The organism is Curtobacterium sp. PhB170 (assembly GCF_003752345.1).
Classification (GTDB): domain Bacteria; phylum Actinomycetota; class Actinomycetes; order Actinomycetales; family Microbacteriaceae; genus Curtobacterium.
Map to the genome: position 1 here is coordinate 35,182 of NZ_RJUM01000011.1, position 22,071 is coordinate 57,252.

Annotated in this window: 16 protein-coding genes and 4 tRNA genes; 11 read left to right on the forward strand and 9 right to left on the reverse strand. The window is 71.8% G+C overall.

The features are described from left to right. Positions 1–270: a carbon storage regulator CsrA gene (gene csrA, locus EDF40_RS11045; RefSeq protein WP_111084126.1), complete on the forward strand. Its 270-nt coding sequence runs from the start codon at positions 1–3 to the stop codon at positions 268–270. A 275-nt stretch (positions 271–545) separates the two neighbouring features. Here csrA and EDF40_RS11050 read toward each other — a convergent pair whose 3' ends face one another. Beyond that, positions 546–2,681 (reverse strand): acyl-CoA dehydrogenase, encoded by a 2,136-nt coding sequence (locus EDF40_RS11050; protein ID WP_123339584.1) that lies wholly within the window; start codon positions 2,679–2,681, stop codon positions 546–548. A gap of 215 nt (positions 2,682–2,896) precedes the next feature. Here EDF40_RS11050 and EDF40_RS11055 point away from each other — a divergent pair, with 215 nt between their 5' ends. Further along, the gene (locus EDF40_RS11055; RefSeq protein WP_123339585.1) at positions 2,897–4,360 is read left to right on the forward strand and encodes a peptide MFS transporter; all 1,464 of its coding nucleotides are present in this window, start codon (positions 2,897–2,899) and stop codon (positions 4,358–4,360) included. A 162-nt stretch (positions 4,361–4,522) separates the two neighbouring features. Here the strand turns inward: EDF40_RS11055 and EDF40_RS11060 are convergent, their stop codons facing one another. The 5 genes from EDF40_RS11060 to EDF40_RS11080 form a co-directional block, all read right to left on the reverse strand. Further along, on the reverse strand, positions 4,523–4,822 hold the full coding sequence (locus EDF40_RS11060; protein ID WP_123339586.1) for a hypothetical protein: 300 nt from the start codon (positions 4,820–4,822) through the stop codon (positions 4,523–4,525). A 298-nt stretch (positions 4,823–5,120) separates the two neighbouring features. Then, positions 5,121–8,486, reverse strand: coding sequence for an ATP-binding protein (locus EDF40_RS11065; protein WP_123339587.1), 3,366 nt, complete (start codon positions 8,484–8,486; stop codon positions 5,121–5,123). Further along, positions 8,483–9,271, reverse strand: coding sequence for a DUF4194 domain-containing protein (locus EDF40_RS11070; RefSeq protein WP_123339588.1), 789 nt, complete (start codon positions 9,269–9,271; stop codon positions 8,483–8,485). Before EDF40_RS11070 ends, EDF40_RS11065 begins: the two co-directional genes overlap by 4 nt. Continuing rightward, the gene (locus EDF40_RS11075) at positions 9,268–10,797 is read right to left on the reverse strand and encodes a DUF3375 family protein (RefSeq protein WP_123339589.1); all 1,530 of its coding nucleotides are present in this window, start codon (positions 10,795–10,797) and stop codon (positions 9,268–9,270) included. Before EDF40_RS11075 ends, EDF40_RS11070 begins: the two co-directional genes overlap by 4 nt. A 100-nt stretch (positions 10,798–10,897) precedes the next feature. Further along, positions 10,898–10,970, reverse strand: a tRNA-Val gene (locus EDF40_RS11080). Between the two features lie 368 nt (positions 10,971–11,338). Here EDF40_RS11080 and EDF40_RS11085 point away from each other — a divergent pair. The 5 genes from EDF40_RS11085 to EDF40_RS11105 all read left to right on the forward strand — a co-directional run bounded on the left by EDF40_RS11085 (position 11,339) and on the right by EDF40_RS11105 (position 13,214). After that, positions 11,339–11,410, forward strand: a tRNA-Gly gene (locus tag EDF40_RS11085). Positions 11,411–11,492: 82 nt separating this feature from the next. Beyond that, positions 11,493–11,566, forward strand: a tRNA-Cys gene (locus EDF40_RS11090). Between the two features lie 48 nt (positions 11,567–11,614). Then, a tRNA-Val gene (locus EDF40_RS11095) sits at positions 11,615–11,689 on the forward strand. Between the two features lie 88 nt (positions 11,690–11,777). After that, a complete protein-coding gene (locus EDF40_RS11100; RefSeq protein WP_123339590.1) occupies positions 11,778–12,305 on the forward strand; it encodes a hypothetical protein in 528 nt (175 codons plus the stop codon). Positions 12,306–12,452: 147 nt separating this feature from the next. Continuing rightward, entirely contained in the window at positions 12,453–13,214 is a 762-nt protein-coding gene (locus EDF40_RS11105) for an SDR family NAD(P)-dependent oxidoreductase (RefSeq protein ID WP_123339875.1), read from the forward strand. On the opposite strand, the gene EDF40_RS11110 is transcribed toward EDF40_RS11105, so the two are convergent. After that, on the reverse strand, positions 13,199–14,650 hold the full coding sequence (locus EDF40_RS11110) for an MFS transporter (RefSeq protein ID WP_260212667.1): 1,452 nt from the start codon (positions 14,648–14,650) through the stop codon (positions 13,199–13,201). The genes EDF40_RS11105 and EDF40_RS11110 overlap by 16 nt on opposite strands. Before the next feature lie 233 nt (positions 14,651–14,883). Here EDF40_RS11110 and EDF40_RS11115 point away from each other — a divergent pair, with 233 nt between their 5' ends. The 3 genes from EDF40_RS11115 to EDF40_RS11125 all read left to right on the forward strand — a co-directional run bounded on the left by EDF40_RS11115 (position 14,884) and on the right by EDF40_RS11125 (position 19,305). Next, entirely contained in the window at positions 14,884–15,756 is an 873-nt protein-coding gene (locus EDF40_RS11115) for an oxidoreductase (RefSeq protein ID WP_123339591.1), read from the forward strand. Between the two features lie 75 nt (positions 15,757–15,831). After that, positions 15,832–17,889: a GMC oxidoreductase gene (locus tag EDF40_RS11120; protein ID WP_123339592.1), complete on the forward strand. Its 2,058-nt coding sequence runs from the start codon at positions 15,832–15,834 to the stop codon at positions 17,887–17,889. A 36-nt stretch (positions 17,890–17,925) separates the two neighbouring features. Continuing rightward, on the forward strand, positions 17,926–19,305 hold the full coding sequence (locus EDF40_RS11125; protein ID WP_132100385.1) for a hypothetical protein: 1,380 nt from the start codon (positions 17,926–17,928) through the stop codon (positions 19,303–19,305). Between the two features lie 62 nt (positions 19,306–19,367). Here EDF40_RS11125 and EDF40_RS11130 read toward each other — a convergent pair whose 3' ends face one another. Further along, positions 19,368–20,036, reverse strand: a complete 669-nt coding sequence (locus EDF40_RS11130; protein WP_123339594.1) for a FadR/GntR family transcriptional regulator — start codon at positions 20,034–20,036, stop codon at positions 19,368–19,370. Between the two features lie 86 nt (positions 20,037–20,122). Here EDF40_RS11130 and EDF40_RS11135 point away from each other — a divergent pair, with 86 nt between their 5' ends. Next, on the forward strand, positions 20,123–21,880 hold the full coding sequence (locus EDF40_RS11135) for a 2-isopropylmalate synthase (RefSeq protein WP_260212668.1): 1,758 nt from the start codon (positions 20,123–20,125) through the stop codon (positions 21,878–21,880). On the opposite strand, the gene EDF40_RS11140 is transcribed toward EDF40_RS11135, so the two are convergent. Then, positions 21,865–22,071 carry a hypothetical protein gene (locus EDF40_RS11140; RefSeq protein ID WP_111084081.1) on the reverse strand — a complete coding sequence of 69 codons (207 nt, stop codon included), beginning with the start codon at positions 22,069–22,071 and terminating at the stop codon, positions 21,865–21,867. The genes EDF40_RS11135 and EDF40_RS11140 overlap by 16 nt on opposite strands.

A 22,071-nucleotide genomic window follows, 5' to 3' on the forward strand; every position in this document is an offset into this window, starting at 1 on the left:
GTGCTGGTACTCACGCGGAAGGTCGGCGAGCGGATCCTCGTCGGTGACGACATCGTCATCACGGTCCTCGACGCCCGGGGCGACGGCGTCCGGATCGGCATCGACGCACCACGCGGGGTGAAGATCCAGCGTGAAGAGGTCGTGCGGGCGGTCGCCGAGGCGAACGCCGAGGCCGCTGCGGCTGCCGGCGCGACCGGTGCCTCCGGTGACGACGCCGAGGCACGGCTGCGTGCCGCGCTCGGCGACCGCGGCGGGGCCGACCGGGCGTAGTCCGGGCCGGGCGCACGCGGTCGCGGGCTGCGCGTCCGGGCGCGGTCGTTGTCGCACCGTCGTCGGCGAGCGCGCCCCGTGGTGGCCATCGCGCCCGGTGGTGGCCATCGCGCCCCGTGGCGGCATCGCGCCCCGTGGCGGGCATCGCGCCCCGACTCTTCGGGGCGCGAAGACGCTGGCGGGGCGCGGACCGGACGGAACGCCGTTCCTTGTGAGTGGCGCCGGCGGGGACGACCCGACCCGTGCCTCCAGGCCGGACCGTCCGCACCGGGCGGCTACGCGCGGGGCTTCTTCTCCTGTTCGGGGAGTCGTCCTGCTGCCGCCTCGGCGGCGAACCACGCACGGGCCTCGTCCTGGCGCGCCTGCTCCTCGCCGAGCGCGATCGGCGCCCGCACGTGGCCGGGCTCGTAGCCGAAGGTCTCGATCAGCTGCGGGACCACCGGCCGGAGCCGGGCCACGAGCCGGTCGATCGACGCCGACACCGCACGGGCACGCTGCGCACTCAAGCGGCCGTGCACCAGGTACCAGTCGAGGTGCTGCTCGAGCAGGCCGAGCGCGAACAGGTCGCGCAGCCACACGAGGACCCGGCGGGTGTCGCCCTCGGGGACCGCGTCGAGCCCTTCCGTGAAGGCGTCCCACTGCATGAGTTCCGCGTGGGCGCGCGCGGCCTCGATCAGCTCGTGCTGCGACCGGTTCAGGAGCACGGCCTGGCGGGCGCGGTCCTTGCCGGCGGTGTTCAGCCGGAGCCCGATCTCGGTGACCATCGTGTCCACGCGGCCGGCGAGCAGCGCGCGCTGCGTGGTGGGGTCGTGCAGGTCCGTGACGCTCGCGGCGAGCGACCCGCGGTCGGCGACGGTCTGGCCCAGGCGGCGGAGGCCCGAGGCGTCCGCGAGCTTCGCGCCCACCTGCGAGGCGACGAACTTCGCGGTCGATGCGGCATCGCGCGGCGCCCGCTTCCGGAAGTCGGTGAGCAGCCGCTTGCCGACGAGCTGCAGCAGGACGGTGTTGTCGCCCTCGAACGTCACGTAGACGTCGAGGTCGGCGCGCAGGCTCGTCAGGCGGTTCTCGGCGAGGAAGCCCGCGCCGCCGCAGGCCTCACGGCACTCCTGCAGGGTGTCGAGGGCGGACCACGTCGACAGCGACTTGAACGCGGCGGCCTGGGTCTCCAGGTCCTCGCGGCGCTCTGGGGTGTCGGCTCGCCCGCTGAACACGTCATCGAAGGTGCGGAGCAGCTGCTCGTGCGCGAACGACTGCGCGAACACCGTCGCCAGACGGGGGATGAGTCGGCGCTGGTGCCGGCCGTAGTCGAGCAGGACGCCCTCGACACCGCCCGCCGTCGGGAACTGCCGGCGCTGCATCGCGTACGTCAGCGCGATCTGCAGCCCGATCTTCTGGGCGACGACCGCGGCGCCGTCGAGCGACACGCGGCCCTGCACCAGGGTGCCGAGCATCGTGAAGAAGCGGCGTCCGGGCGAGTCGATCGGCGAGCTGTAGGTGCCGTCCTCGGCGACGTCGCCGTAGCGGTTCAGCAGGTTGGTGCGGGGGACGCGGACGTGGTCGAAGTGCAGCCGGCCGTTGTCGATGCCGTTCAGGCCGCCCTTGACACCGTCGTCCTCGCCGCCGACGCCCGGCAGGAACGCGCCGTCGTCGTCACGGAGCGCCACGTAGAACGCGTGCACGCCGTGGTCGACGCCCTGGGTGATGAGCTTCGCGAAGACGACGGCCGCCTTGCCGTGCAGGGCCGCGTTGCCGATGTAGTCCTTCCACGCCCCGCGGAACGGCGTGTGCACGACGAACTCCTGCGTTGCGGGGTCGTACGTGGCCGACGTGGCGATGTTCTGCACGTCCGAACCGTGGCCGGTCTCGGTCATGGCGAAGCAGCCGGGGACGTCGAACCCGATGATGCCGGGCAGGAACTCCTCGTGGTTCCGCGCGGTGCCGAGGTGGTGCACCGCGGAGCCGAACAGGCCCCACTGCACGCCGGCCTTGATCTGCAGCGACGGGTCGGCGGTGGTGATCTCCTCGAACGCCGCCAGGTTGCCGCCGTGGTTGTCCTGGCCGCCGAGCTCTGGCGGGTAGGGGCGCTGGATGGCTCCGGCGTCGACCAGGATCTGCAGCTGCTCGAACGCGCGGGCCCGGTGCTCGATGGTGCCGAGACCCTCGGTCTTGTGCAGCGCGGGGTCGAGCACGAGGCGGCGGGAGATCCGGCGGTCCTCGGCCCAGCGGCCGAGCAGGAGGGTCTCGACCATGTCGACGTCGATGCGGATGTCGGTCTGCTTGCTCGGGTTGTCGCTCGTGTGCTTGCTCGCGTTCTCGCCCGGGTTCTCGCCGGCGTTCTTGCTCGCCTTCTCGCCGGCGTCGTGCTTCGCCGTGGGCGTGCCGGTGTGCTGCGCGGATGCGGTGTCGACCATGGTCGGAGTCCTCCTGAACTGCGGTGTCCGGTGTTGCGCTCCCCACGCTAGACACCGCCGCCGGGAGCCGGCGGAACGCGGTGCGGGCCGCACAACGCTGCCCGGCACGGACCGACCACCATGGTGGGAACCCTCCAACTGCACGCGTCGATCGATTTGATGAGCACCCATCAAGGATTGGGCGTGCCACCGGCCCGCGGGGCAGACTGGCCGACATGTCAGGCTCCACCACGGGACACGATCCCCAGCCCAAACGCACCTTCTTCGGACAGCCGTTCGAGCTGTCGACGCCCTTCGCGGTGGAGCTCTGGGAGCGGTTCTCGTTCTACGGCATGCAGGGCATCGTCCTGATCTACATGTACTACACGGTCACGCAGGGCGGCCTGGGGATCGACAAGGGCATCGCGACCGGGATCATGGGCGCGTACGGCGGCGCCGTGTACCTGTTCACGATCATCGGCGCGTGGATCGCCGACCGGCTTCTCGGTGCCGACCGCACACTGTTCGGCAGCGCGATCGTCGTCATGCTCGGCCACATCGCCCTGGCGCTCATCCCCGGGGTGGCCGGCGTGGGCGTCGGGCTCGTGCTCATCGCGCTCGGGTCCGGCGGACTCAAGGCGACCGCCACGACGATCGTCGGTGGGCTCTACAGCCGCGACGACCCCCGCCGTGACGCCGGGTTCTCGCTGTACTACCTCGGCGTCAACCTCGGTGCGTTCTTCGGGCCGCTCCTGACCGGCTTGCTGCAGAGCTCGCTCGGCTTCCACTACGGCTTCGGTCTCGCCGCCGTCGGCATGGCAGCCGGCCTGGTGCAGTACGCGATCCGTCGGAAGAACCTGCCCGACACGGTCCGCCACGTCACGAACCCCGTCGACCGCCGACGCCTGCCGCTGATCGGGGTCGGGGTCGTCGTCGCCCTGATCGTGATCGCGGTCGCCGTCCTGACCGGCCTGCTGAACGTCGGCAACCTGCCCACCGTGGTCGTCGCGATCGTGATCCTCGCCACGATCGGGTACTTCGTCGTCATCCTGACGAGCGGCATCACGGCACAGGAGCGGTCGCGGGTGTTCGCGTTCATCCCGCTCTTCATCGGCAGCGCCGTGTTCTGGTCGCTCTACCAGCAGCAGTTCACCGTCGTCACGGTCTACTCCGACGAGCGACTGAACCGCTCGCTCTTCGGGTGGGAGATGCCGGTGTCGTGGGTGCAGTCGATCAACCCGGTCTTCATCATCGTGCTGTCGGGGGTCTTCGCGGCGCTCTGGACCAAGCTCGGCGACCGACAGCCGTCGACCCCGACGAAGTTCGGCCTGGGCACCGGCATCATGGGCGTCGCGTTCCTGCTGTTCCTGCCCTTCGTCGGCTCGGGCCAGAACGGCACGCCGCTGCTCGCCCTGGTCGGCATCCTGCTCGTCTTCACGCTCGCCGAACTGCTGCTGTCACCCGTCGGGCAGTCCGTCGCCACGAAGCTCGCGCCGCCGAAGTTCCAGACGCAGATGGTCGCGCTGTTCTTCCTGTCCGTGTCGCTCGGCACCGCCGTCACCGGGGTGCTGTCGCAGTACTACGACCCGGCGAACGAGGCACCGTACTTCGCCGTGCTCGGTCTCGTCGCCGTCGCGGTCGGCGTGGTCCTGCTCGTCCTGGCCAAGCCGGTGCTGCGGCTCATGCGCGGCATCCGGTAACCTGAGCGGAGCCACACGCCGAAGCAATCAAGGAGTCACCACCCATGCTCGAACTCATCGCCGGCATCATCATCGGCATCGGCGTCCTCGGTGGTGTGGGCTGCTGCATGGCGGTCGCCGCCATGATGAAGAGCGGCTCCGAAGAGTACTGAGCCCGCTGGGCTACTCGCCGCTGCCGGTCGTGATCGGCACCAACTGACGACTCAGGACGGTCGCGCGCTCGAAGGGGCCGCGGCCGTCCTTCGTGTACACGGGCTCCTCGAACGCGACGGTCCACGACAGCGGTTCGCCGACGCCGGGGTAGCCGACGATCTGGTTGCCGCCGGGAGCCACGATCACGCCGATCGGCTCGTCGGCCCACCGCTCGCCGCCCTCCGTGGAGTCGATGACCTGCACGAGCGCGCCGATGCCGAGACCGGGGGCGTCGTCGGGGCGGGGCTTGGGGGAGCGGCGTCCGAACACGGCCTCACCGTAGCGTGCTCGCCGATCAACCCGCTCCGTCCCACGCGCTGAGGTTCCACGACATGCCGCGTGCGGGCCGCCGAGGTTCCACGGATGCCCGCCCGAGCGCCCGAGGTTCCGAGATCTCGGAACCTGACGAGCTCGGACGCGTCGGGGACATGATGGGGGCGGCGGGGACGGCGGGGCGACGCGAGGTTCCACGACATGCCGCGTGCGGGCCGCCGAGGTTCCACGGATGCACGCGGGGGCGCCCGAGGTTCCGAGATCTCGGAACCTCGGGGACGACACCCCCGCCCCGTCAGGCGTCGGCGGGGACCCGGGCGATCTCGGTGATGGACGAGTGGCCCGTCTCGGGGTGCTTGCGCATCGAGAGCAGCCGCTCCATCGAGGGCTCGAGCGCCGTGACCTTGTCGAGCGGCGCACTCACCACCAGCTGGAACCCGAGCCGCAGCCACGCGGTGACCGCACGACCGGCGAACTCCGAGTCCGCCTTGATGAACGCCTCGTCGAGGAACACCGGGGCGAACCGGGGCCGGGGCCGTGTCTCGTCGCCGAGCTGGTAGCGGAGCGCCGCACCGACGATGAACGCCACGAGTTCCTGCGTCTCACCACCGGACTTGTCACCGAGCGACGAGTACACACCGAGGTCGTCGCCCGACGTGTCGTAGCGGACCGCTGTGATCTCCATGTGCCGCCGGACGTCGAGCACGGCGTCGCGCTGCGTGGTGCGGCCACGGGCGGCGTCGGGGTCGGGGCGGATGACGGCCATGAAGCGCCGGAGCCGGCGGAACCGGGTCTCGAGCACGTCGTCGGTCAGCTCGGCGTCGACCGAGGCGGACAGGGCGCGGAGCTCCCGGCGGAACGCGGTGACGTCCTCGCGGGTGACCCGCCGGATCTGGATCTTCAGGCGGTCGCGGTTCGCGCCGAACGGCAGGTCCCGCAGGATCTCGTTGACCGGTTCGAGGCGTTCCTCGATCTCGACGACGGCCCGGTCGAAGGCCCCGGCGAGCGGCACCAGGTCCTCGCCGCTCCACTGCGACAGCCGCCGACGCCACTCGGTGCGTCGGGCGTGCAGGCCGGTCGCGACGATCTGGTCGAGGATGGCGTGGTAGTCCGGGTACGACGCGACGCCGGTGCCGAGGTTCGGGTCCGGCCAGGCGTCCTGGTACCGCTGGAACGTGAGCGTCAACGACGTCGAGGCCGCTGCGGCACCGTCGAGTGCCTGCGACAGCCGCTCCTCGAGGCGTCGTCGGAGCCGTCGGGTGGCGTCGTCGAAACCGTCCACACCGTCCGGTGCACCGACCTCGGCGAACGTCTCGGCGAGGAGTCGCGACTGCTCGTCGTCGGGCAACGACTCGGGGGTGTCGTCGAAACGCGACAGGATCTCGGCGGCGGCGTCCTGGCCGTCGACGAGCACGGCGTGCCGCTCCTCGAGGCGCTGCACGGAGAGCCGTGCAGCGGAGCGGCGGTCGGCGGTCTCGTCGAGCGACTTCCGCAGGCGGGCGACCGAGGCGCGCAGGGTCCGGAGGCCGTCGTCGGCGGCGAGGAGCGCCTGGCGTTCCTCGTCGAGGCGGGCGAGCGACGTCTCGACGCCCTCGACGTCGATGGCGTCCCACGTCACGTCGACGACGTGCTGGTGCGCGGCGCGCAGGACGTCGAGTGCGGTGAGGTCCTGTGCCACGTCGGTGCGACGGGCCTCGAGCGTGGCGAGGTCCTGCGCGATCGACGCGAGCTCCTGCTCGACGGCGGCGACGCGGGCCTCGTTCGTGAAGCCGATGACGTTGGCCTGGCGGCGGTCACCGTGCGCACCACGCCGGCCGTCGCGGAGCTGGCCGGACTCGGTGACGCGCCGACCACCACCACCGAGCTCCGAGGCGTCGGTGACGCAACGGGCGTCGGTGCGGTCCGACTCGATCCGCTCCCGCACCCAGGTGCTGAAGGGCGAGTGCTTGATCGCGAGCTTGCCGGAGACCATCGCGGGATCGCCGTCGAGGTCCAGGTGCGGTCCGGTCGGCACGCCCTCGAACTGCACGCGGACGGGCAGGCGGAGTGCGTCGATCGCCTCACTGAAGGCGCCGAGGCGGTCCTGGTCGACCAGCAGGGTGCGGGCGACGGGGGCCAGCACGGACTCGATGGCCGTGCGCCAGCGCTCCTCGCCGGGCTGCACGTCGAGCAGTTCGGCGACGAACGGCAGGTCGGCGGGGTCGATGCCGGCGGCGCGGGCCATCGCGAGCCGGGCCTCGTGCATCGGCAGGGGCATCGCGCCCTGTCGGTGCTCGAGCGACTGCCGCTCCTGGCGCAGCGAGCGCTCCCGGTCGAGCAGCGGGTACTCCTCGCGCGTCAGGGCGTCGCGGCGGTCGTCCAACGACGAGCGCGAAGCAGCGTACGACCCGAGGAACTCGTGCGAGCTGCGCTGCGCGGCAGTGAAGTCGGCCTCGGTCGCGACGGACGTTCCGAGCACGGCGGTCCGCTCGTCGAAGGTCGCCCGGGTCCGGACGACGGCGTCGCGTTCGCGGGTGAGCCGTTCGATGCGGTCCTCGAGCTGGGCGAGCGCGTTGCCGCCCTGGTCGCGCAGCCGCGCCTCGGCGTCACGCAGCTCGATCTCCACGGCGGCGTGCCGGGCCTCGGCGGCGGCGACCTCGGCGCGGGACGCCGTGCGCTCCCGGCCGTTGCGGTCCACCTCGGCGTCGAGCAGGTCTCGCTTCCGCGAGGCCGTCCAGTGCGCGAACGGGGAGACCTCGGCGCCGGTGGCGATGCCGTCCAGGGCCTCGGCCGCGGCCTTCGAGCGTTCGATCTCGTCGTGCAGGTCGGTGATCGGGGAGAGGATGCGGACCTTGCGCTCCTCGGTGTCCATCGCCTCGTACGCCTCGTCGAGCGCGGAGAAGTGCGCGAGGGCGCGGTCGGCCGCCTCGTAGGTGCCCGGGGTCTCGAGCACGAGCGACTTGTACAGCGCGTCGACCGTCGGCAGGTGCTGCCCGGCCTGGATGCGCGCGAGCAGACGCATCGCCCGGTTCCCGCCGCCGGAGTCGCCGATGCCGAGCCGGGTCTGCAGCGTGTACGCGAGCTCCTGGTAGGTGTCGCGGATCACCAGCCCCGGTACGCGCCCGGTCAGCTCGAGGTGGTGGAAGCGGGTCGGCACGAACTCCTCGAGCCGGCGCAGGTCGAACGTGTCGTCGACCGTCGCCATGGTCATCTGGATGTCGCCGACGCCCCGCGCACGCTTCGGCACGATGTACGCCCGCAGCACCGTGAAGCGCCGCTCGTCGTCGTTCCGGAACGTGACCGCGGCCGCACCCCAGGTGGTCTGGTCGTCGCCGCGGAGGTTCACGTCGCGCAGGGCACCGGACTCGGGGTCACGGCGGGTGTCGACCTTGCCCCGCAGGTACGTGAGCAGGTTGCGCTGGTCCGCGCTGCGTGCGCGCCCGGTCGTCGCGTCGTTCGAGGCGCCGTTGAACGGCACGTCGGACGGCATCATCACGGCCAGGTACGCGTCCATCAGGGTGGACTTGCCGGTGCCGGATGCGCCGGAGATGAGCGTCGCGGTGCCCGACAGCTCGACCTGCCGGTGGCCGTGGAAGCCGCCCCAGTTGACGACCTGCATCGACTCGGCGCGCCACTGCGCGACCGTGTCGAACAGCGCGGGGATCTGGAAGGTGTCGGTCATGCTTCCGTCTCGCCGTCGTCGTCGGTGTCGGTCTCGGCTTCGCCGTCTGCCGGGAGGCCCGTGGCGGCTCCGTCGGTCGGCTCGCCGCCCTGGTCGGTCGCGTCTTCGTGCGCGGTGGTGGTCCGCAGCCACGTGTCCAGTTCCAGCAGGCGCTCCAGGGGGAGCAGCACCTCGACGACGCTCGCCACCCGGAAACGGTCCGGGTCCGAGGTGCGGATCAGGATGCGCGCCGTCACGAGGCGCTCGACGGCCTTCGCCACCCGGCCCTCGTCGCGCGTGCGGTCGGTCGCGGTCGCCGGTCGGAACCCGGCGACGTGCCCGAGGATCTCCGAGCGGTCGACGACCACCTGGTCCGGACCCGGTCGGGCATCGGCGCGCAGGCGCATCCGAAGGTAGACGAGGACGATCGTCTCCTCGCGGGTGTACGGCAGGTCGCGCAGCAACGTGGGGAACGTGCGGCGCTGGCTCTCCGAACGGGCCTGGCGCTTCCACGCGACCTCGCGGTCACGGTCGACGTGGAGTTCGAGGAACAGGTCGTTCAGACGCGACCGCAACTGGTACTCGGCGTCGAGCACCGCACGCCACTCGTCGGGGTGCGTGCGGGAGCTGACGTACGAGTGCCGGAGCAGCGCCACCAGCGCACGTCGCTGGTGCTCGTCGAGCCGACCCTCGTCGCCCTCGAAGAGGGCGAAGCTGGACTCGTCGCGTTCGTCGTCCTGCACGACCGTTGCGGGGTCGTCGTACGGGACGGTCTCGTCGACCGGTGCCGGCGTCGTGTCGCTCACCGTGCCTCCTGTGCGTTGTCGTCGTGGGGATCGCCGGCCGGCGCGTGCTCGGCAGCGAGCGCAGCGGTGGGCATGTGGAAGGTGACCGCACTGCCGTCCGGACGCACCGTGCGGTGCTCCGCGACGTGGGTGGCGGACTCGAAGTCGTCGCGCCCCGTCAGCAGGTGAGCGAGGCCGAAGAGCTCGACCGGTCGACGCTGTTCGGGCGGCAGCCCGTGGAAGGCGTCGACGCTCGAGTCGGCCTCGGCGAACCGGAGCGCGGCACGCAGCTCGGTCAGGAGCGGGCCGCCGTGCTTGCGGAGCATCTCGACGTCGAGGTCCTCGAAGACGTCGTCGTCGGGTTCCTCGATGGGCGGCGGCACCGACTCGGCGTCCGGGTCGTAGAAGCGCTCGCGCAGGGTGCCGACCTCGGCAGACGCCGGCAACAGCGGGAGCGGGATGCGGTCGCGCGCACCGCCCTGGTCCATCAGCGTCGCCAGGCCGCGGTTGATCGAGCGGATCACGGCGTCGAGTTCGCGGTCGCGCACGACGTCGTGGGCGACGATCTGGTCGCGGAGCGTGGCGGTGAGCTGGCGCCGCTGCGCGAGGACGTCCTCGATGCCTTGGCGCAGGATCGTGACCGTGTTGCGGAACGCGCGACGCTCACCGGCTCCGAGCCCGTCGGCGAACGAGTGGGACAGGATCGTCGCGATGTCGTCGCGCAGGCGGAGCAGCAGGGCGTCGTCGCGCAGGAGCTCGAAGGCACCCTCGAACGCGCGGCCCTCGGGCGTCGCCTGCATCAGGTTGTCGGTGCGCGCGAGGTAGTCGTCGAGGATCTCACCGATCGGGCGGACCTCTTGCCGGAAGTCCTCGACGATCGAGCGGTGCATCGTCGCGACGGCCTCTTCGACGCGCTTGAAGTCGCTCGGCAGCTGCCGGATCAGGTCGGAGATGTTCGTGTACCCGTCGCGCATCCGGTCGTCCTCGACGGTGACGACGTCGTCGCCGTGCTCGAGGCGCTCACGCTCGGCCCGCAGTTCGGCGATCTGGGCGTCGATGCGGCGGATCTGCACGTCCGGGTCCGGCTCGGCGCGGGCGGCCCAGCGGTGCACGGCGTCGACGATCATCGCGAGCCGGCTCTCGCTGATCAGGGCACGGTCGGCGGACAGGGCATCGACGAGGCTCAGGGCCTCGAGCGCGTGACTCGTCAGGGAGTACTGCTCGTCGCCGTCGGGGGAGTTGGAGCGGACCAGCCACTGTGCCGCCACCCACTCGCGGCAGAGGGCGCGGCCGTTCGGTCGGGGGTCCTGCTCGCTCTGCTCGTGCTGTTCGCTCGCGGGCACGCGTGCACCCGATGCCTGCAGGCGGGCGACGTGCTCCTCGACCTGCAGGTGCATGCGGTCGGCGGGGACGTACTGGACGTCGCGGTCGAACACCGTGCGGAACACGGCGAGGACCGTCGCGCTCGTCGGGCGGGACATGAGGCGCAGGGTCGGACGGTCGAGGACCACTCGGACCCGGGCGAACTCGAGGTCGACGTCGGTCATGCGCCCCTTCGTCCGATCGTGCTGATGGTGTGGCCCGCATGATGCGGCCCGGTGAGATGACAAGAGCCCGACGCTGCTGCGTCGGGCTCTGTCTCAAGGGTGGGCGATACCAGACTCGAACTGATGACCTCTTCGGTGTGAACGAAGCGCGCTACCAACTGCGCCAATCGCCCCCTGCACTGTTCGTGCGAGTCGATAGTAGCGGAAGTCCGGCGGTGCATCGAACACGGCGCGCGCCCCGGGTGTGGCGCGTGTGCGGCGGCGCGCTGCGCAGCGGTCGCACGGTGCCGTGTCGGCACGCGGTCGCACGGTGCCGTGTCGGCGCCCCGGTGCGAGCTTGATCGCACGGTGCGGCGCCGTAAGCGGCCACGAAGCACGCATCCGCGCACCAGATGGCGAAAGGCGCACCGTGCGAAGGGTGCCATACCGGCCGGATCCGCATGAACTCGGGGGACACGCCCGGTGAACGGGAAGGATTTTGGTGGATGCCCCTGGGTTCGTATAGAGTTTACGTCGTCGCCGCGACAGCGGAAAGACAAGTGCGGATGTGGCGCAGTGGTAGCGCATCACCTTGCCAAGGTGAGGGTCGCGAGTTCGAATCTCGTCATCCGCTCGAGTGTGGGGCTTCTCGAAGTCTCACGACTCACCAGAGGGTATCCCACCGTTCGGGTACTCACGGAGACGTGAACCTCGATGGTGGGGTGGCCGAGAGGCTAGGCAGCGGCCTGCAAAGCCGTCCACGCGGGTTCGAATCCCGTCCCCACCTCCAGCAACACCCTCCAGATCCTGTGCGAACCCCGGTTCAGACAGGGAATCTGGGCGATTGGCGCAGCGGTAGCGCGCTTCCCTGACACGGAAGAGGTCACTGGTTCGATCCCAGTATCGCCCACCACGAGAAAGCCCCCGGCAGGACCACCAGGTCCCGCCGGGGGCTTTCGTCGTTCCGGGCGACCGCCGCGCTCGGCTGGCACGATGGCGAGATGGATTCGATGCGGAGGTGGCCGCTGTGGGCCGTGATGATCGTCCTCGCGGTCGCGTTCGGCGGGTTCTGGTACCTGTCGACGTTCGTCACCATGCCCGCCGACGTTCCCGTCTGGATCCGGGGCACAGCGAGTGCCGTGACCGGCGCCGCGTTCGGCGTGATCTTCGGGCTCTGGATCGGTCGGCAGCGCCGGAGCGTCGGCCCGGCAGCGCGTGATCGTGCACTCGGTCGAGCGGTGAGGCGCGGCGAACTGCCCGCTGATGCCGACCCGGCGCAGTGGCGCCAGGCGCTCGAGCACTACCAGCAGCAGTACCGCCGACAGCGGTGGTTCGGACCCGTCGTGTTCGTGCTGGCGATGGTCCTCGAGGTGTCCCTCGCCGTCACCGGGCGGCCGGTCTTCTGGTTCGCGGCGGCGATGTTCCTCGTGTTCCTGGTCGTCACCCTCGTGCAGACACCGAAGGTGCTGCGGAACACCGCCGCGATGCTCGTCGAGCTCGACCGGCGGAACGCGACCGACACGCACTGAGCGACCAGACGCGGTGGTCGTGACCGCAGCGGGAGGCGCGGTGCGCGTCGGACGCACGCCGCGCCTCCCGGCCGGGTCGTGTACGCAGGGCGGTACCTCGTCGACGCGGTGCACCGCGCCGACCCCGTTCAGGAAGGCGCCCGCTCCATGACCTCACCCTTCGACCTCACCAGCAGGACTGCCCTCGTCACCGGCGGCAACCAGGGACTCGGCCGGGCGTTCGCGTTCGGCCTCGCCGAGGCCGGCGCCCGCGTGGCGATCGTCGGGCGCTCCGCGGAGCGCAACGCCCTGGTCGCCGCCGAGGCCGCGGATGCCGGCCACGACTTCGTCACCATCACGGCGGACATCACCGACGGCGAGCAGGTGGCACGCATGACCGAGGAGGCTATGACGGCCCTCGGCCGCCTCGATGTGCTCGTCAACAACGCCGGCACCTGCCACCACCGGGACGCCTTCGACGTCCCCGACAGCGAGTGGGACGACGTGTTCGACCTCAACGTCCGCGCACTGTGGAAGACGTCGACCGCGGTCGGCACGCACATGCGCGATGCCGGTTCGGGCTCGATCGTGAACATCGGCAGCATGTCGGGCCTCATCGTGAACCGGCCGCAGTGGCAGCCGGCGTACAACGCGTCGAAGGCGGCCGTGCACCACCTGACGAAGTCGCTCGCGGTCGAGTGGGCGCAGTACGGGATCCGCGTGAACGCCGTCGCCCCCGGGTACGTGAAGACCGAGATGGCCCCGGTGGACTCCCCGGAGTTCCGGCGGTACTGGATCGAGGACGCACCGCAGCAGCGCTTCGCCCTGCCCGAGGAGATCGCGCCGAGCGTCGTCTTCCTGGCGAGCGACGCGGCGTCGTTCATCACCGGATCCGTGCTCGTGGCGGACGGCGGCTACAGCGCCGTCTGAGCCGGTTCGGCCACCGGCGTGCCCGCGCGGGTCGTCGCGCGGGCCATGCCGACGGCGACGAGCACGGCGGCGACGACCGTCAGGACGATGCCCGCGACGGTGATCCCGGCCTCGAACGCGGCCAAGCGTTCAGCCGTCCAGGACGTCGTCGCGATGCTGCCCGGCACGAGCACCGCCAGCACCGTCCCGGTCGCCGCGATGCCCACCGCGGTCGCGAGCTCGCTCGAGGTGTCGACGAGCGCCGCACCGACCGACGTCCGGTTCGACGGCAGGCCCTGGAGCACGTTGTTGCCGGCGACGACCCCGACGACCCGCATCCCTGCGGCGACGAGCACGAGTGCCGCGGCGACCCATCCGTACCCGGCACGGCCGCCGACCGTGAAGAGCGCGAGTCCTGCGACGACGGCGCCGGCGCTCAGCCAGGCCGCGCGGCCGAGGCCCACCCGCTGCACGAACGGGCCGACGAAGCGTCCGGACGCCAGGAGCACCACCACCTGCGGCAGCGTCCCGATCGCGGCGAGTGCCGGTGACCAGCCCCAGGCGAACTGCAGCTGCAGCGTCACCAGGTACGACAGGCCGGAGACGGCCAGGCCGGAGGCCGCTTTGTACGCCAGACCGCTCGCGACGAGCGGACGGGCGAGCAGGCGCAGGTCGAGCAGCGGCTGTGCCGCGGTGCGCTCCCGCCGCACGAAGGCCGCCACCGCCGCGACCGTCACGACGACCCCGGTCCACCCCGGCCAGGAGGCGCTGCCCGCCTGCGCGAAGAGGGTGGGCGTCCCGAGTGCAGCGACCAGGGCCGTGGTCCCGAACAGCGCGCCGGTCACGTCGATCCGGTCGGGGTGCAGGTCTTCCGGTCGGTCAGCCGGCACGCCGGCTCGGATGCCGATGAACGCGAGCGCCGCGATCGGCACGTTCACCAGGAGCAGGGCCTGCCACGGCGCCACCGCGAGGGCGAAGCCACCCGCCGTCGGACCGACCGCGAGCCCGACCAGGCCCGCGGTGGAGATGACCGTCAGCGCCCGGACCCGCAGGGTGTCGGTGTCGAAGAGCCGGAAGGCCAGGGCCATCGACCCGGGCGTCGTCATGGCCGCCGCGAGCCCCATGAGCGCGCGGACCGCGATGAGTTCGCCGGTCGTGGTGACGAGCGTGGTCGCCAGCGCGGAGAGCGCGAGCAGCACCAGGCCGACGAGCATCACCCGGCGTCGGCCGAACCGGTCGGCGACCGCACCGAACAGGAGCATGAGGGCGCCGAACACGACCGAGTAGGCGCCGGTGACCCATTGCAGGCCGGTCGTCGACGCGTGGAGTTCACGGCCGATGCTGGGCAGCGCGACGTTCAGCACCGAGTTGTCGAGCATCTCGAACAGGAAGACGGCGGACAGGCCGGCGAGGGCGATCCCGGCGTCGCGGAGCCGGGCGGGGGAACGGGTGGACACGTGCACTCCTTCGATGAAGAAGTGGCGACTCGTCCGAGACCGCGTGTGGGTGCCTGGCCGCCGGAGCGACGAGGCGTTTTGCCCTCTGGCAGGAGCGTACGTCCAGTGGGGCGTCCGCTGCAAGTGGGCCGGAACGCGCGTCGGTGTCGTCCGAGCGGCTGCCCACGCGAGCAGGCTGTCAGGAGTGCGCTGCGCTGCGCCCTCGGCGTCGGCACGCCCTCGAAGGAGATCTGATGAGCACCACCACCCCTCACCTGCCCGGCGGCACCTGGACCCTCGGCGACCGGCCGGTCGCACGCTTCGGCTACGGCGCGATGCAGCTCGCCGGCCCCCGGGTCGTCGGGCCACCGAAGGACCACGACGAAGCCGTCGCCGTGCTCCGGGACGCCGTCGCCGGTGGCATCACGCACATCGACACCGCCGAGACGTACGGCCCCCGTGTGGTCAACGAACTGCTGAACGAGGCGCTGCACCCGTACGCCGACGGCCTCGTCATCGCGACCAAGGTCGGTGCGCGGCGGGACGCCCGCGGCGGGTGGCCCACCGCCAGGAAGCCCGACGAGCTGCGCGCACAGGTCGACGACAACCTCGAGACGCTCGGCGTCGACGTGCTGGACCTGGTCAACCTGCGACTGGGCGATGCGAACGGTCCGGTCGCGGAGCCGATCGCCCCGGCGTTCGAGACACTGGTCGACCTGCAGCGACAGGGGGTCATCCGGCACCTCGGGGTGAGCAACGCGACGACGGACCAGGTGGCGGAAGCGCAGGGGATCGCACCGATCGTGTCGGTCCAGAACATGTACAACCTGGCCATTCGGCAGGACGACCCGCTCATCGACCGGCTCGCGGCCGAGGGAGTCGCCTACGTGCCGTTCTTCCCGCTCGGCGGCTTCGCACCGCTGCAGTCCGAGGTGCTCTCGACCGTGGCGACACGGCTCGGGTCGACGCCGATGTCCGTCGCCCTGGCGTGGCTGCTCCGCCGGTCCCCGAACATCCTGCTCATCCCGGGCACGTCGTCGCGGGCACACCTGCAGGAGAACATCGAGGGGGCCGCCGTCGTGCTGAGCGACGACGACCTGCTCGACCTGGAGGGCATCGGCGGCTGAGCCCGGCCTCGGACCCTGCCGTGTCCGTTACGGTGCTCGTGGGGCGGCACCGGCGCTGCTCGAGAGGCAGGACCGATGACGGACCACGCGGCCACCGCGGCGCAGGAGTTCCTCCGCACGCACGACGAACGGCTCCGTTCCCTGGTCGACCGGGTGGTGCCGGCGGACGAGTACCCGTCGGCGTCCGAGGCCGGCGCGCTCGAGTTCCTGGCCGGGGTGCTGGTCGACCGGCCCGACTGGCTGGACCGTCTCCGTGCCGTCGTCGACGCGTCCGCGGACGTTGCGGGGGACGAACAGGATCCGGACTGGACCTGGTTCGCCGAGCTCGTGGCCGCGGGCTACTACGCCGACGCGGGGAACGGCGGGAACGCGGGGGAGCGGTCCTGGGACATGGTGGGGTGGCAGTCCGGTCCGCCGGACGGCTGGAGCGTGCCGGTACCGGTGCCGACCGCAGCGCCCTCGGTCGTGCACCCGTCGCAGCTGGCCGACCGGTACGACGCGGTCGTCGTCGGGTCGGGCGCCGGCGGGGGTGTCGCGGCGTGCGGGCTCGCCGAGTCCGGGCGGCGCGTGCTCGTGGTCGAGGCCGGTGGGTGGCCCGGCACCGCGGAACTCAGCCGTGACCACATCCGGAACCCGCGGTCGAGCTGGGGCGTTGCACCGCGGTCGGGGCCGTCCGACGTCGGCAACCCGCGGACGGTGGCGGACGGTCGCGAGCTCCTGGTGCTCCGTCCCTCGTCGCCGGGGTGGCACAACAACGCCGTCACGGCCGGGGGCGGCACGCGGGTCTACGGTGCACAGGCCTGGCGGTTCGGGCCGCGCGACTTCGCGATGGCGTCGACGTACGGCGTGCCGGACGGCAGCGCGCTGGCCGACTGGCCGTTCGGGTACGACGAGCTCGAGCCCTGGTACGAGCGCGCCGAGTGGGAGATCGGGGTCAGCGGCGGTGACGTCGACGGTCCGTGGTCCGGGGAACGGTCGCGCGCGCGACCGATGCCACCCCTGCCGTCGGGGGCAGCGCGGGACCGGCTCGCCGGCGCCGCGGACGCCCTGGGCATCTCGACGGTGCACGTCCCGCTCCTGATCAACTCGGCGCCGTACCTGGGTCGCCGCGCGTGTGAGCAGTGCGGCATGTGCGTCGGCTTCGCGTGCCCGGTCGACGCCAAGAACGGCAGCCAGAACACCATGCTGACCCGCGCGTTCGCCACCGGGAACGCGTCGATCGTGCTCGAGTCACGGGTCGCCCGGCTGCGTACGGACGGTGCCGGCCGCGTGGTCGGCGTCACGCTCGTCGGCACCGCGGACGGCCGCGACTGGCGGGCCGAGGTCGACGCCGCCGAGGTCGTCGTGGCGGCCGGGGCGGTGGAGTCGGCTCGGCTCCTGCTGAACAGCCGGAGCGACCAGGAGCCCGACGGCATCGGCAACGGCGCGGACCAGGTCGGCCGGCACCTGCAGGGCCACGTCTACGGCGGCGCAATGGGGGTCTTCGACGACGTGGTGGACGACGGTCTCGGACCGGGGCCGTCGATCGCCACCACCGACTACCGGCACGGCGTGCCCGGGCAGATCGGTGGCGGGATCCTGGCGAACGAGTTCATCGCGACGCCGTCGAGCACGTACCAGTACCTCGTCGGCACGGGGCTCGCGCCGCGTTCCGGGCTCGACGGCAAGCACGCGATGCGGGACCTGGCGCGGCGCAGCATGCGGATCATGGGGCCGATCCAGGAGGTCACCACGGCCGACGCACGCGTCCGGGTCGACCCCGCGGTGACGGACCGGTACGGCATCCCGGTGGCGTCGTTCAGCGGTGGGGTCCACCCGGAGGACGTCCGTGCTCGCGACCACACCAGCGCCCGGAGCGGCGACTGGTTGCGCGCGGCCGGCGCCACGCGCGTGGCGGAGCTGCACGGTCCGGTCCGGGGCACGAGCGGTGGCCAGCACCAGGCCGGCACGCTCCGGATGGGGACGGACCCCGCGACGTCGGTCGTCGACCCGTTCGGACGGGTGTGGGGACACGACAACCTGCGGGTGACCGACGGCTCGGTGCACGTCACGAACGGCGGGGTGAACCCGGTCCTCACCATCCTGGCGACCGCGATGCGGAGTGTCGACGCGATGGTCGCGCAGCACGGTTGACCACGTGCCCGGTCCGCCACCGATACGGTGGCGTCCGTGACCGACGACCCTGAAGCCGCCATCGCCCAGCACGTCCACGACGCGTGGGACGGTTCCCTGCGGCTCGTGCACATCACGATCTCGGACGAGGACGGCGACGCCTACCCCGGCCAGGACGTCGACCGGTGGGTGATCGACGTCCGGGTGCCCATCACCGACGACGAGGCCGAAGCGGTGTCGGTCGCCGAGGTCGCCGCGTACACGAGCCGATCGCCCGAGTCGGTCGAGGCACTCGTGCTCGGGTACCAGGTGTCCGACGTCGACGGTGACTTCGCCGCGGCGATCGTCGTGCCGGACGCCACCGGCGAGACCTTCCTGTCGCTGCAGACGCACGCCGCCGAGATGCTCGGCAAGCCGGACCTGCTCGCGCTCGACCGCCTCACCGTGCGTCCGGCGTACCGCGGGCTGCCCGGACTCGTCCCCGCCGTGGTCGACGCCGTGCGCCGTGGCCCCGCCGGTCGTTCGGCGTCGTGGGTGCTCGCGGACCCCTCGGTCTGGAACGTGCCGTTCGAGGACCAGGACCGTGCGGCCGGCGAGTTCGTCCAGTGGGCGGACACCCCCGTGTTCGCATCGATGAACGCGGACCACGAGGACCTCGAACGGTTGGCCGCCGTGCCCCCGACCGGCGGCATCGTCATGGGGTCCCGCTCGGACGAGGTGCACCTCGGCGACGCGCTCGACGAGGCGTTGGCACGTCCGGCGATCGCTGTGGCGTTCGCCCTGCCGCCGAAGCTGCCGGCGAGCATCTGGGCCGCGGCCCCCGAGGACGTCCACGGCGTGCACCCCGACGAGGCCACCGGGTCCATCACCGTCGAGACGCACGACGAGCAGCTCGAGGTCGTCGGATCGCCGGGCACGGCACCGCAGCTGGTCGGGACCTCGGCCTCGGCCGACGCCGCGACGCAGGACTGGCTCCGGGCGGTGCACCAGCGCTGGTGGCAGTACGAGCCCGGACTGCACGACCGGATCCACGAGGTCGTCGACGAGTACCTGACGTCGGGGGAGATCGAGTCCGTGACCGACGAACGCGCCCCGCACCTGCACGCACCGGACCTGCCCGTGTTCCGCACCGAGTGGCCCGGGATCGGCGAGGTGCACCTGGAGCCCCTCGGCGAGGACACCGAACCCGTCGTGTACGACGCCGTGCTCGAGGTCGGCGATGCCCACGACCACATCGGGGTCGTCGTCGTGCACGAGTCCGGGCACGTCCGCGCGTCCCTCCACGACGAGTGGAACCCCGGGCTGGTCGACGTGGGCGGTGCGCTCACACACCTGGTCAGCCTCGGTGCGGGAGAGTTCTTCGCGGACGCGCTGCACGACGAGCTGTCGGCCGGCGCCGAGCACGCGATCCTGACGGGCGACGTCCGGGGCCACTGACCCGGACGGGCACCCGGCCCGCCGCCGAGCGTGGTCCAGACCGGGCGGGAGCCGGCCTGCGCTCAGCCGAGCCGAGCCGTCAGGCTGCGGAGGTGCGCCCGGGTCAGGGCTGCGGCCGCGGCCGCGTCCCGGTCGTCGATCGCGTCGACGATGTCGTCGTGCACGTCGCGGTCGGCCTCGCTGCCGTACACCCCGTCGATGCGCAGCAGTTCGATCATCGCCTGGCGGCTGCGAGGGGTGAACCCGTCGAAGAGCTCGGTGAGCAGCGGGTTGTGGGCGGCGACGACGATCGCGCGGTGCAGCGCCGTGTCCGCGTCGACGTGCTGCTCGATCGAGGCGCGTCGTTCCTGCCGGTGCTCGACCGCGCGCCGCATCGTGCGGAGCTCAGCCGGGGTCCGGCGATCCGCGGCGAGGGACGATGCCTCGACCTCGATGGCGATACGGGCCTCGACCACGGCGGCGATGTCGGCGCGGCGGACCACGTCGTCGAGGCCGTCCTGCACGTCGAGCGCGGTGACGAAGACCCCGGCGCCCTGCCGCGAAGCCAGCACGCCCCGACCGGCGAGGTGCCGGATCGCCTCGCGCACTGTCGAGCGACCGACGCCGAGCTGCGGTGCCAGCGTCGTCTCGCCGGGGAGCTTGTCGCCGAGCACCCACTCACCGTCGCGGATGCGGGCGAGCAGGGCGTCGGCGGCCTGTTCGGCGAGGGGTTCGCGGCGGACCGGTGTCATGTGCCCATCCTGCCGCATCGTACGCAACACCTCTACTTGTCTGAGGAGTGGTGCTACGGTCGTCGCGACAGCTGCAGAGGAGCCTCATGACCACCACCACCCCCGACGTCGCGACCCCATCGTGGAACCGACAGCGTCCGTCCCCGATGCCGTCGTACCGGTACCAGGACGTCTCCGACCGCGTCGCCGTCCCGCTCACCGACCGCACCTGGCCGACGCGGTCGCTCACCGCGGCGCCGCTGTGGGTCCCCGTCGACCTGCGCGACGGCAACCAGGCGCTCGCGGAGCCGATGGACCCTGAACGCAAACGGCGGTTCTTCGAGCTCATGGTGCGGATGGGCTACAAGGAGATCGAGGTCGGCTACCCGTCGGCGTCGGAGACGGACCACGCGTTCGTCCGGCTGCTCGCCGACACGGACCTGGCGCCGGACGACGTCACGATCGTCGTGTTCACCCCCGCCCGGCGTGACCTGATCGAACGGACGGTCGAGTCGATCCGCGGGATCACCAACGACGTCGTGATCCACATGTACACCGCGACCGCCCCGACGTGGCGCGACGTCGTGCTCGGGAAGGACCGGGACGAGCTGCGCGAGATGATCCTCGCCGGGGGCCGCGACGTCCTGGAGCTCGCGGGGCACCTGCCGAACGTCCGGTTCGAGTTCTCCCCGGAGGTCTTCAACCTGACCGAGCCGGAGTTCGTCCTCGAGGTCTGCGACGCGATGACCGAGCTCTGGGACGCCACGCCGGAGCGCCCGGTGGTCATCAACCTGCCGGCGACCGTCGAGATCGCGACGCCGAACGTCTACGCCGACCAGATCGAGTGGATGCACCGCAACCTGGCCCGGCGCGACGGCGTGATCCTGTCGGTGCACCCCCACAACGACCGGGGGACCGGCATCGCGTGCGCCGAACTCGCGGTGCTCGCGGGGGCACAACGCGTCGAGGGCTGCATCTTCGGCAACGGCGAGCGGACCGGCAACGTCGACATCGCCACGCTCGCCCTCAACCTGCACGCGCAGGGCATCGACCCGATGATCGACTTCTCCGACATCGACGAGGTCCGGCGGACGGTCGAACACGCCACCCGCATCGAGCTGCACCCGCGGCACCCCTACGTCGGCGACCTGGTGCACACCGCGTTCAGCGGCACCCACCAGGACGCCATCCGCAAGGGCTTCGCCGAGCACCGAGCACGCGCGGCCGCAGCGGGGCGCCCTGAGTCGGAGACCGCGTGGCGCGTCCCGTACCTGCCGATCGACCCGGCCGACCTCGGCAGGGACTACGACGCGGTCATCCGGGTGAACTCGCAGTCCGGCAAGGGCGGTGTCGCACACCTGCTCGAGACGGCGTCCGGCATCGAGCTCCCGCGCCGGCTGCAGATCGACTTCGCTCGTCGTGTCCAGCAGCACGTCGACGGTTCGGGGGCCGAGGTCGACGGACCCGAACTCCTCGACCTGTTCGAGCGGAGCTACGAGCGGGCGGCCGGAGCCCCGGCGGACGTCGAGCTGGTGGCGATCGAGGCGACGCACGGCGACGGCGCGCGCACCGAACTCACCCTGCGGATCGACGGAGTCGAGCGCCGCGGCGCCTTTGTGGACGTCGGTCCGGTCGAGGCGGTCGTCGAACTGCTCGCCGGGTGCGGTACGGCAGTCGACATCGTCTCGCTGCACCAGACGTCGCGCACGACGGGCAGCGCCAGTGCAGCACTGACCCTGCTCGAGTACCGCGAGGGCGCCGGGGTGCACTGGGCGGCCGGACGTCACCGCTCGGTGCTCGCCGCGAGCGTGGAGGCCGTCCTGCAGGCGGCACGAGCGATCCGCTCGGCTCAGACCGGGCGGTAGATCGCGATCGGGGGTGCCTGGTCGTCACCGTCGTCGTGCGCGTCGCCGGTGGCGAGCCAGGTCCGCCCCTCGTGCTCGATCGTGGTCGGCAGGTCGCCGTGCACCAGGATGCGGATGGCGGGGGTGTCACCGTCGATCAGGTCGACGCCGTGGGCCTCGGTCCCGCCCGGGTTGTCGTGCACGTAGCTCAT

Bases quoted from the DNA above. Each gene is read 5' to 3' on its own strand.
- EDF40_RS11050 (WP_123339584.1), bottom strand. From the start codon at position 2,681: ATGGTCGACACCGCATCCGCGCAGCACACCGGCACGCCCACGGCGAAG.
- EDF40_RS11055 (WP_123339585.1), top strand. From the start codon at position 2,897: ATGTCAGGCTCCACCACGGGACACGATCCCCAGCCCAAACGCACCTTC.
- EDF40_RS11065 (WP_123339587.1), bottom strand. From the start codon at position 8,486: ATGACCGACACCTTCCAGATCCCCGCGCTGTTCGACACGGTCGCGCAG.
- EDF40_RS11075 (WP_123339589.1), bottom strand. From the start codon at position 10,797: ATGACCGACGTCGACCTCGAGTTCGCCCGGGTCCGAGTGGTCCTCGAC.
- EDF40_RS11100 (WP_123339590.1), top strand. From the start codon at position 11,778: ATGGATTCGATGCGGAGGTGGCCGCTGTGGGCCGTGATGATCGTCCTC.
- EDF40_RS11105 (WP_123339875.1), top strand. From the start codon at position 12,453: ATGACCTCACCCTTCGACCTCACCAGCAGGACTGCCCTCGTCACCGGC.
- EDF40_RS11115 (WP_123339591.1), top strand. From the start codon at position 14,884: ATGAGCACCACCACCCCTCACCTGCCCGGCGGCACCTGGACCCTCGGC.
- EDF40_RS11120 (WP_123339592.1), top strand. From the start codon at position 15,832: ATGACGGACCACGCGGCCACCGCGGCGCAGGAGTTCCTCCGCACGCAC.
- EDF40_RS11130 (WP_123339594.1), bottom strand. From the start codon at position 20,036: ATGACACCGGTCCGCCGCGAACCCCTCGCCGAACAGGCCGCCGACGCC.
- EDF40_RS11135 (WP_260212668.1), top strand. From the start codon at position 20,123: ATGACCACCACCACCCCCGACGTCGCGACCCCATCGTGGAACCGACAG.
- EDF40_RS11140 (WP_111084081.1), bottom strand. From the start codon at position 22,071: ATGAGCTACGTGCACGACAACCCGGGCGGGACCGAGGCCCACGGCGTC.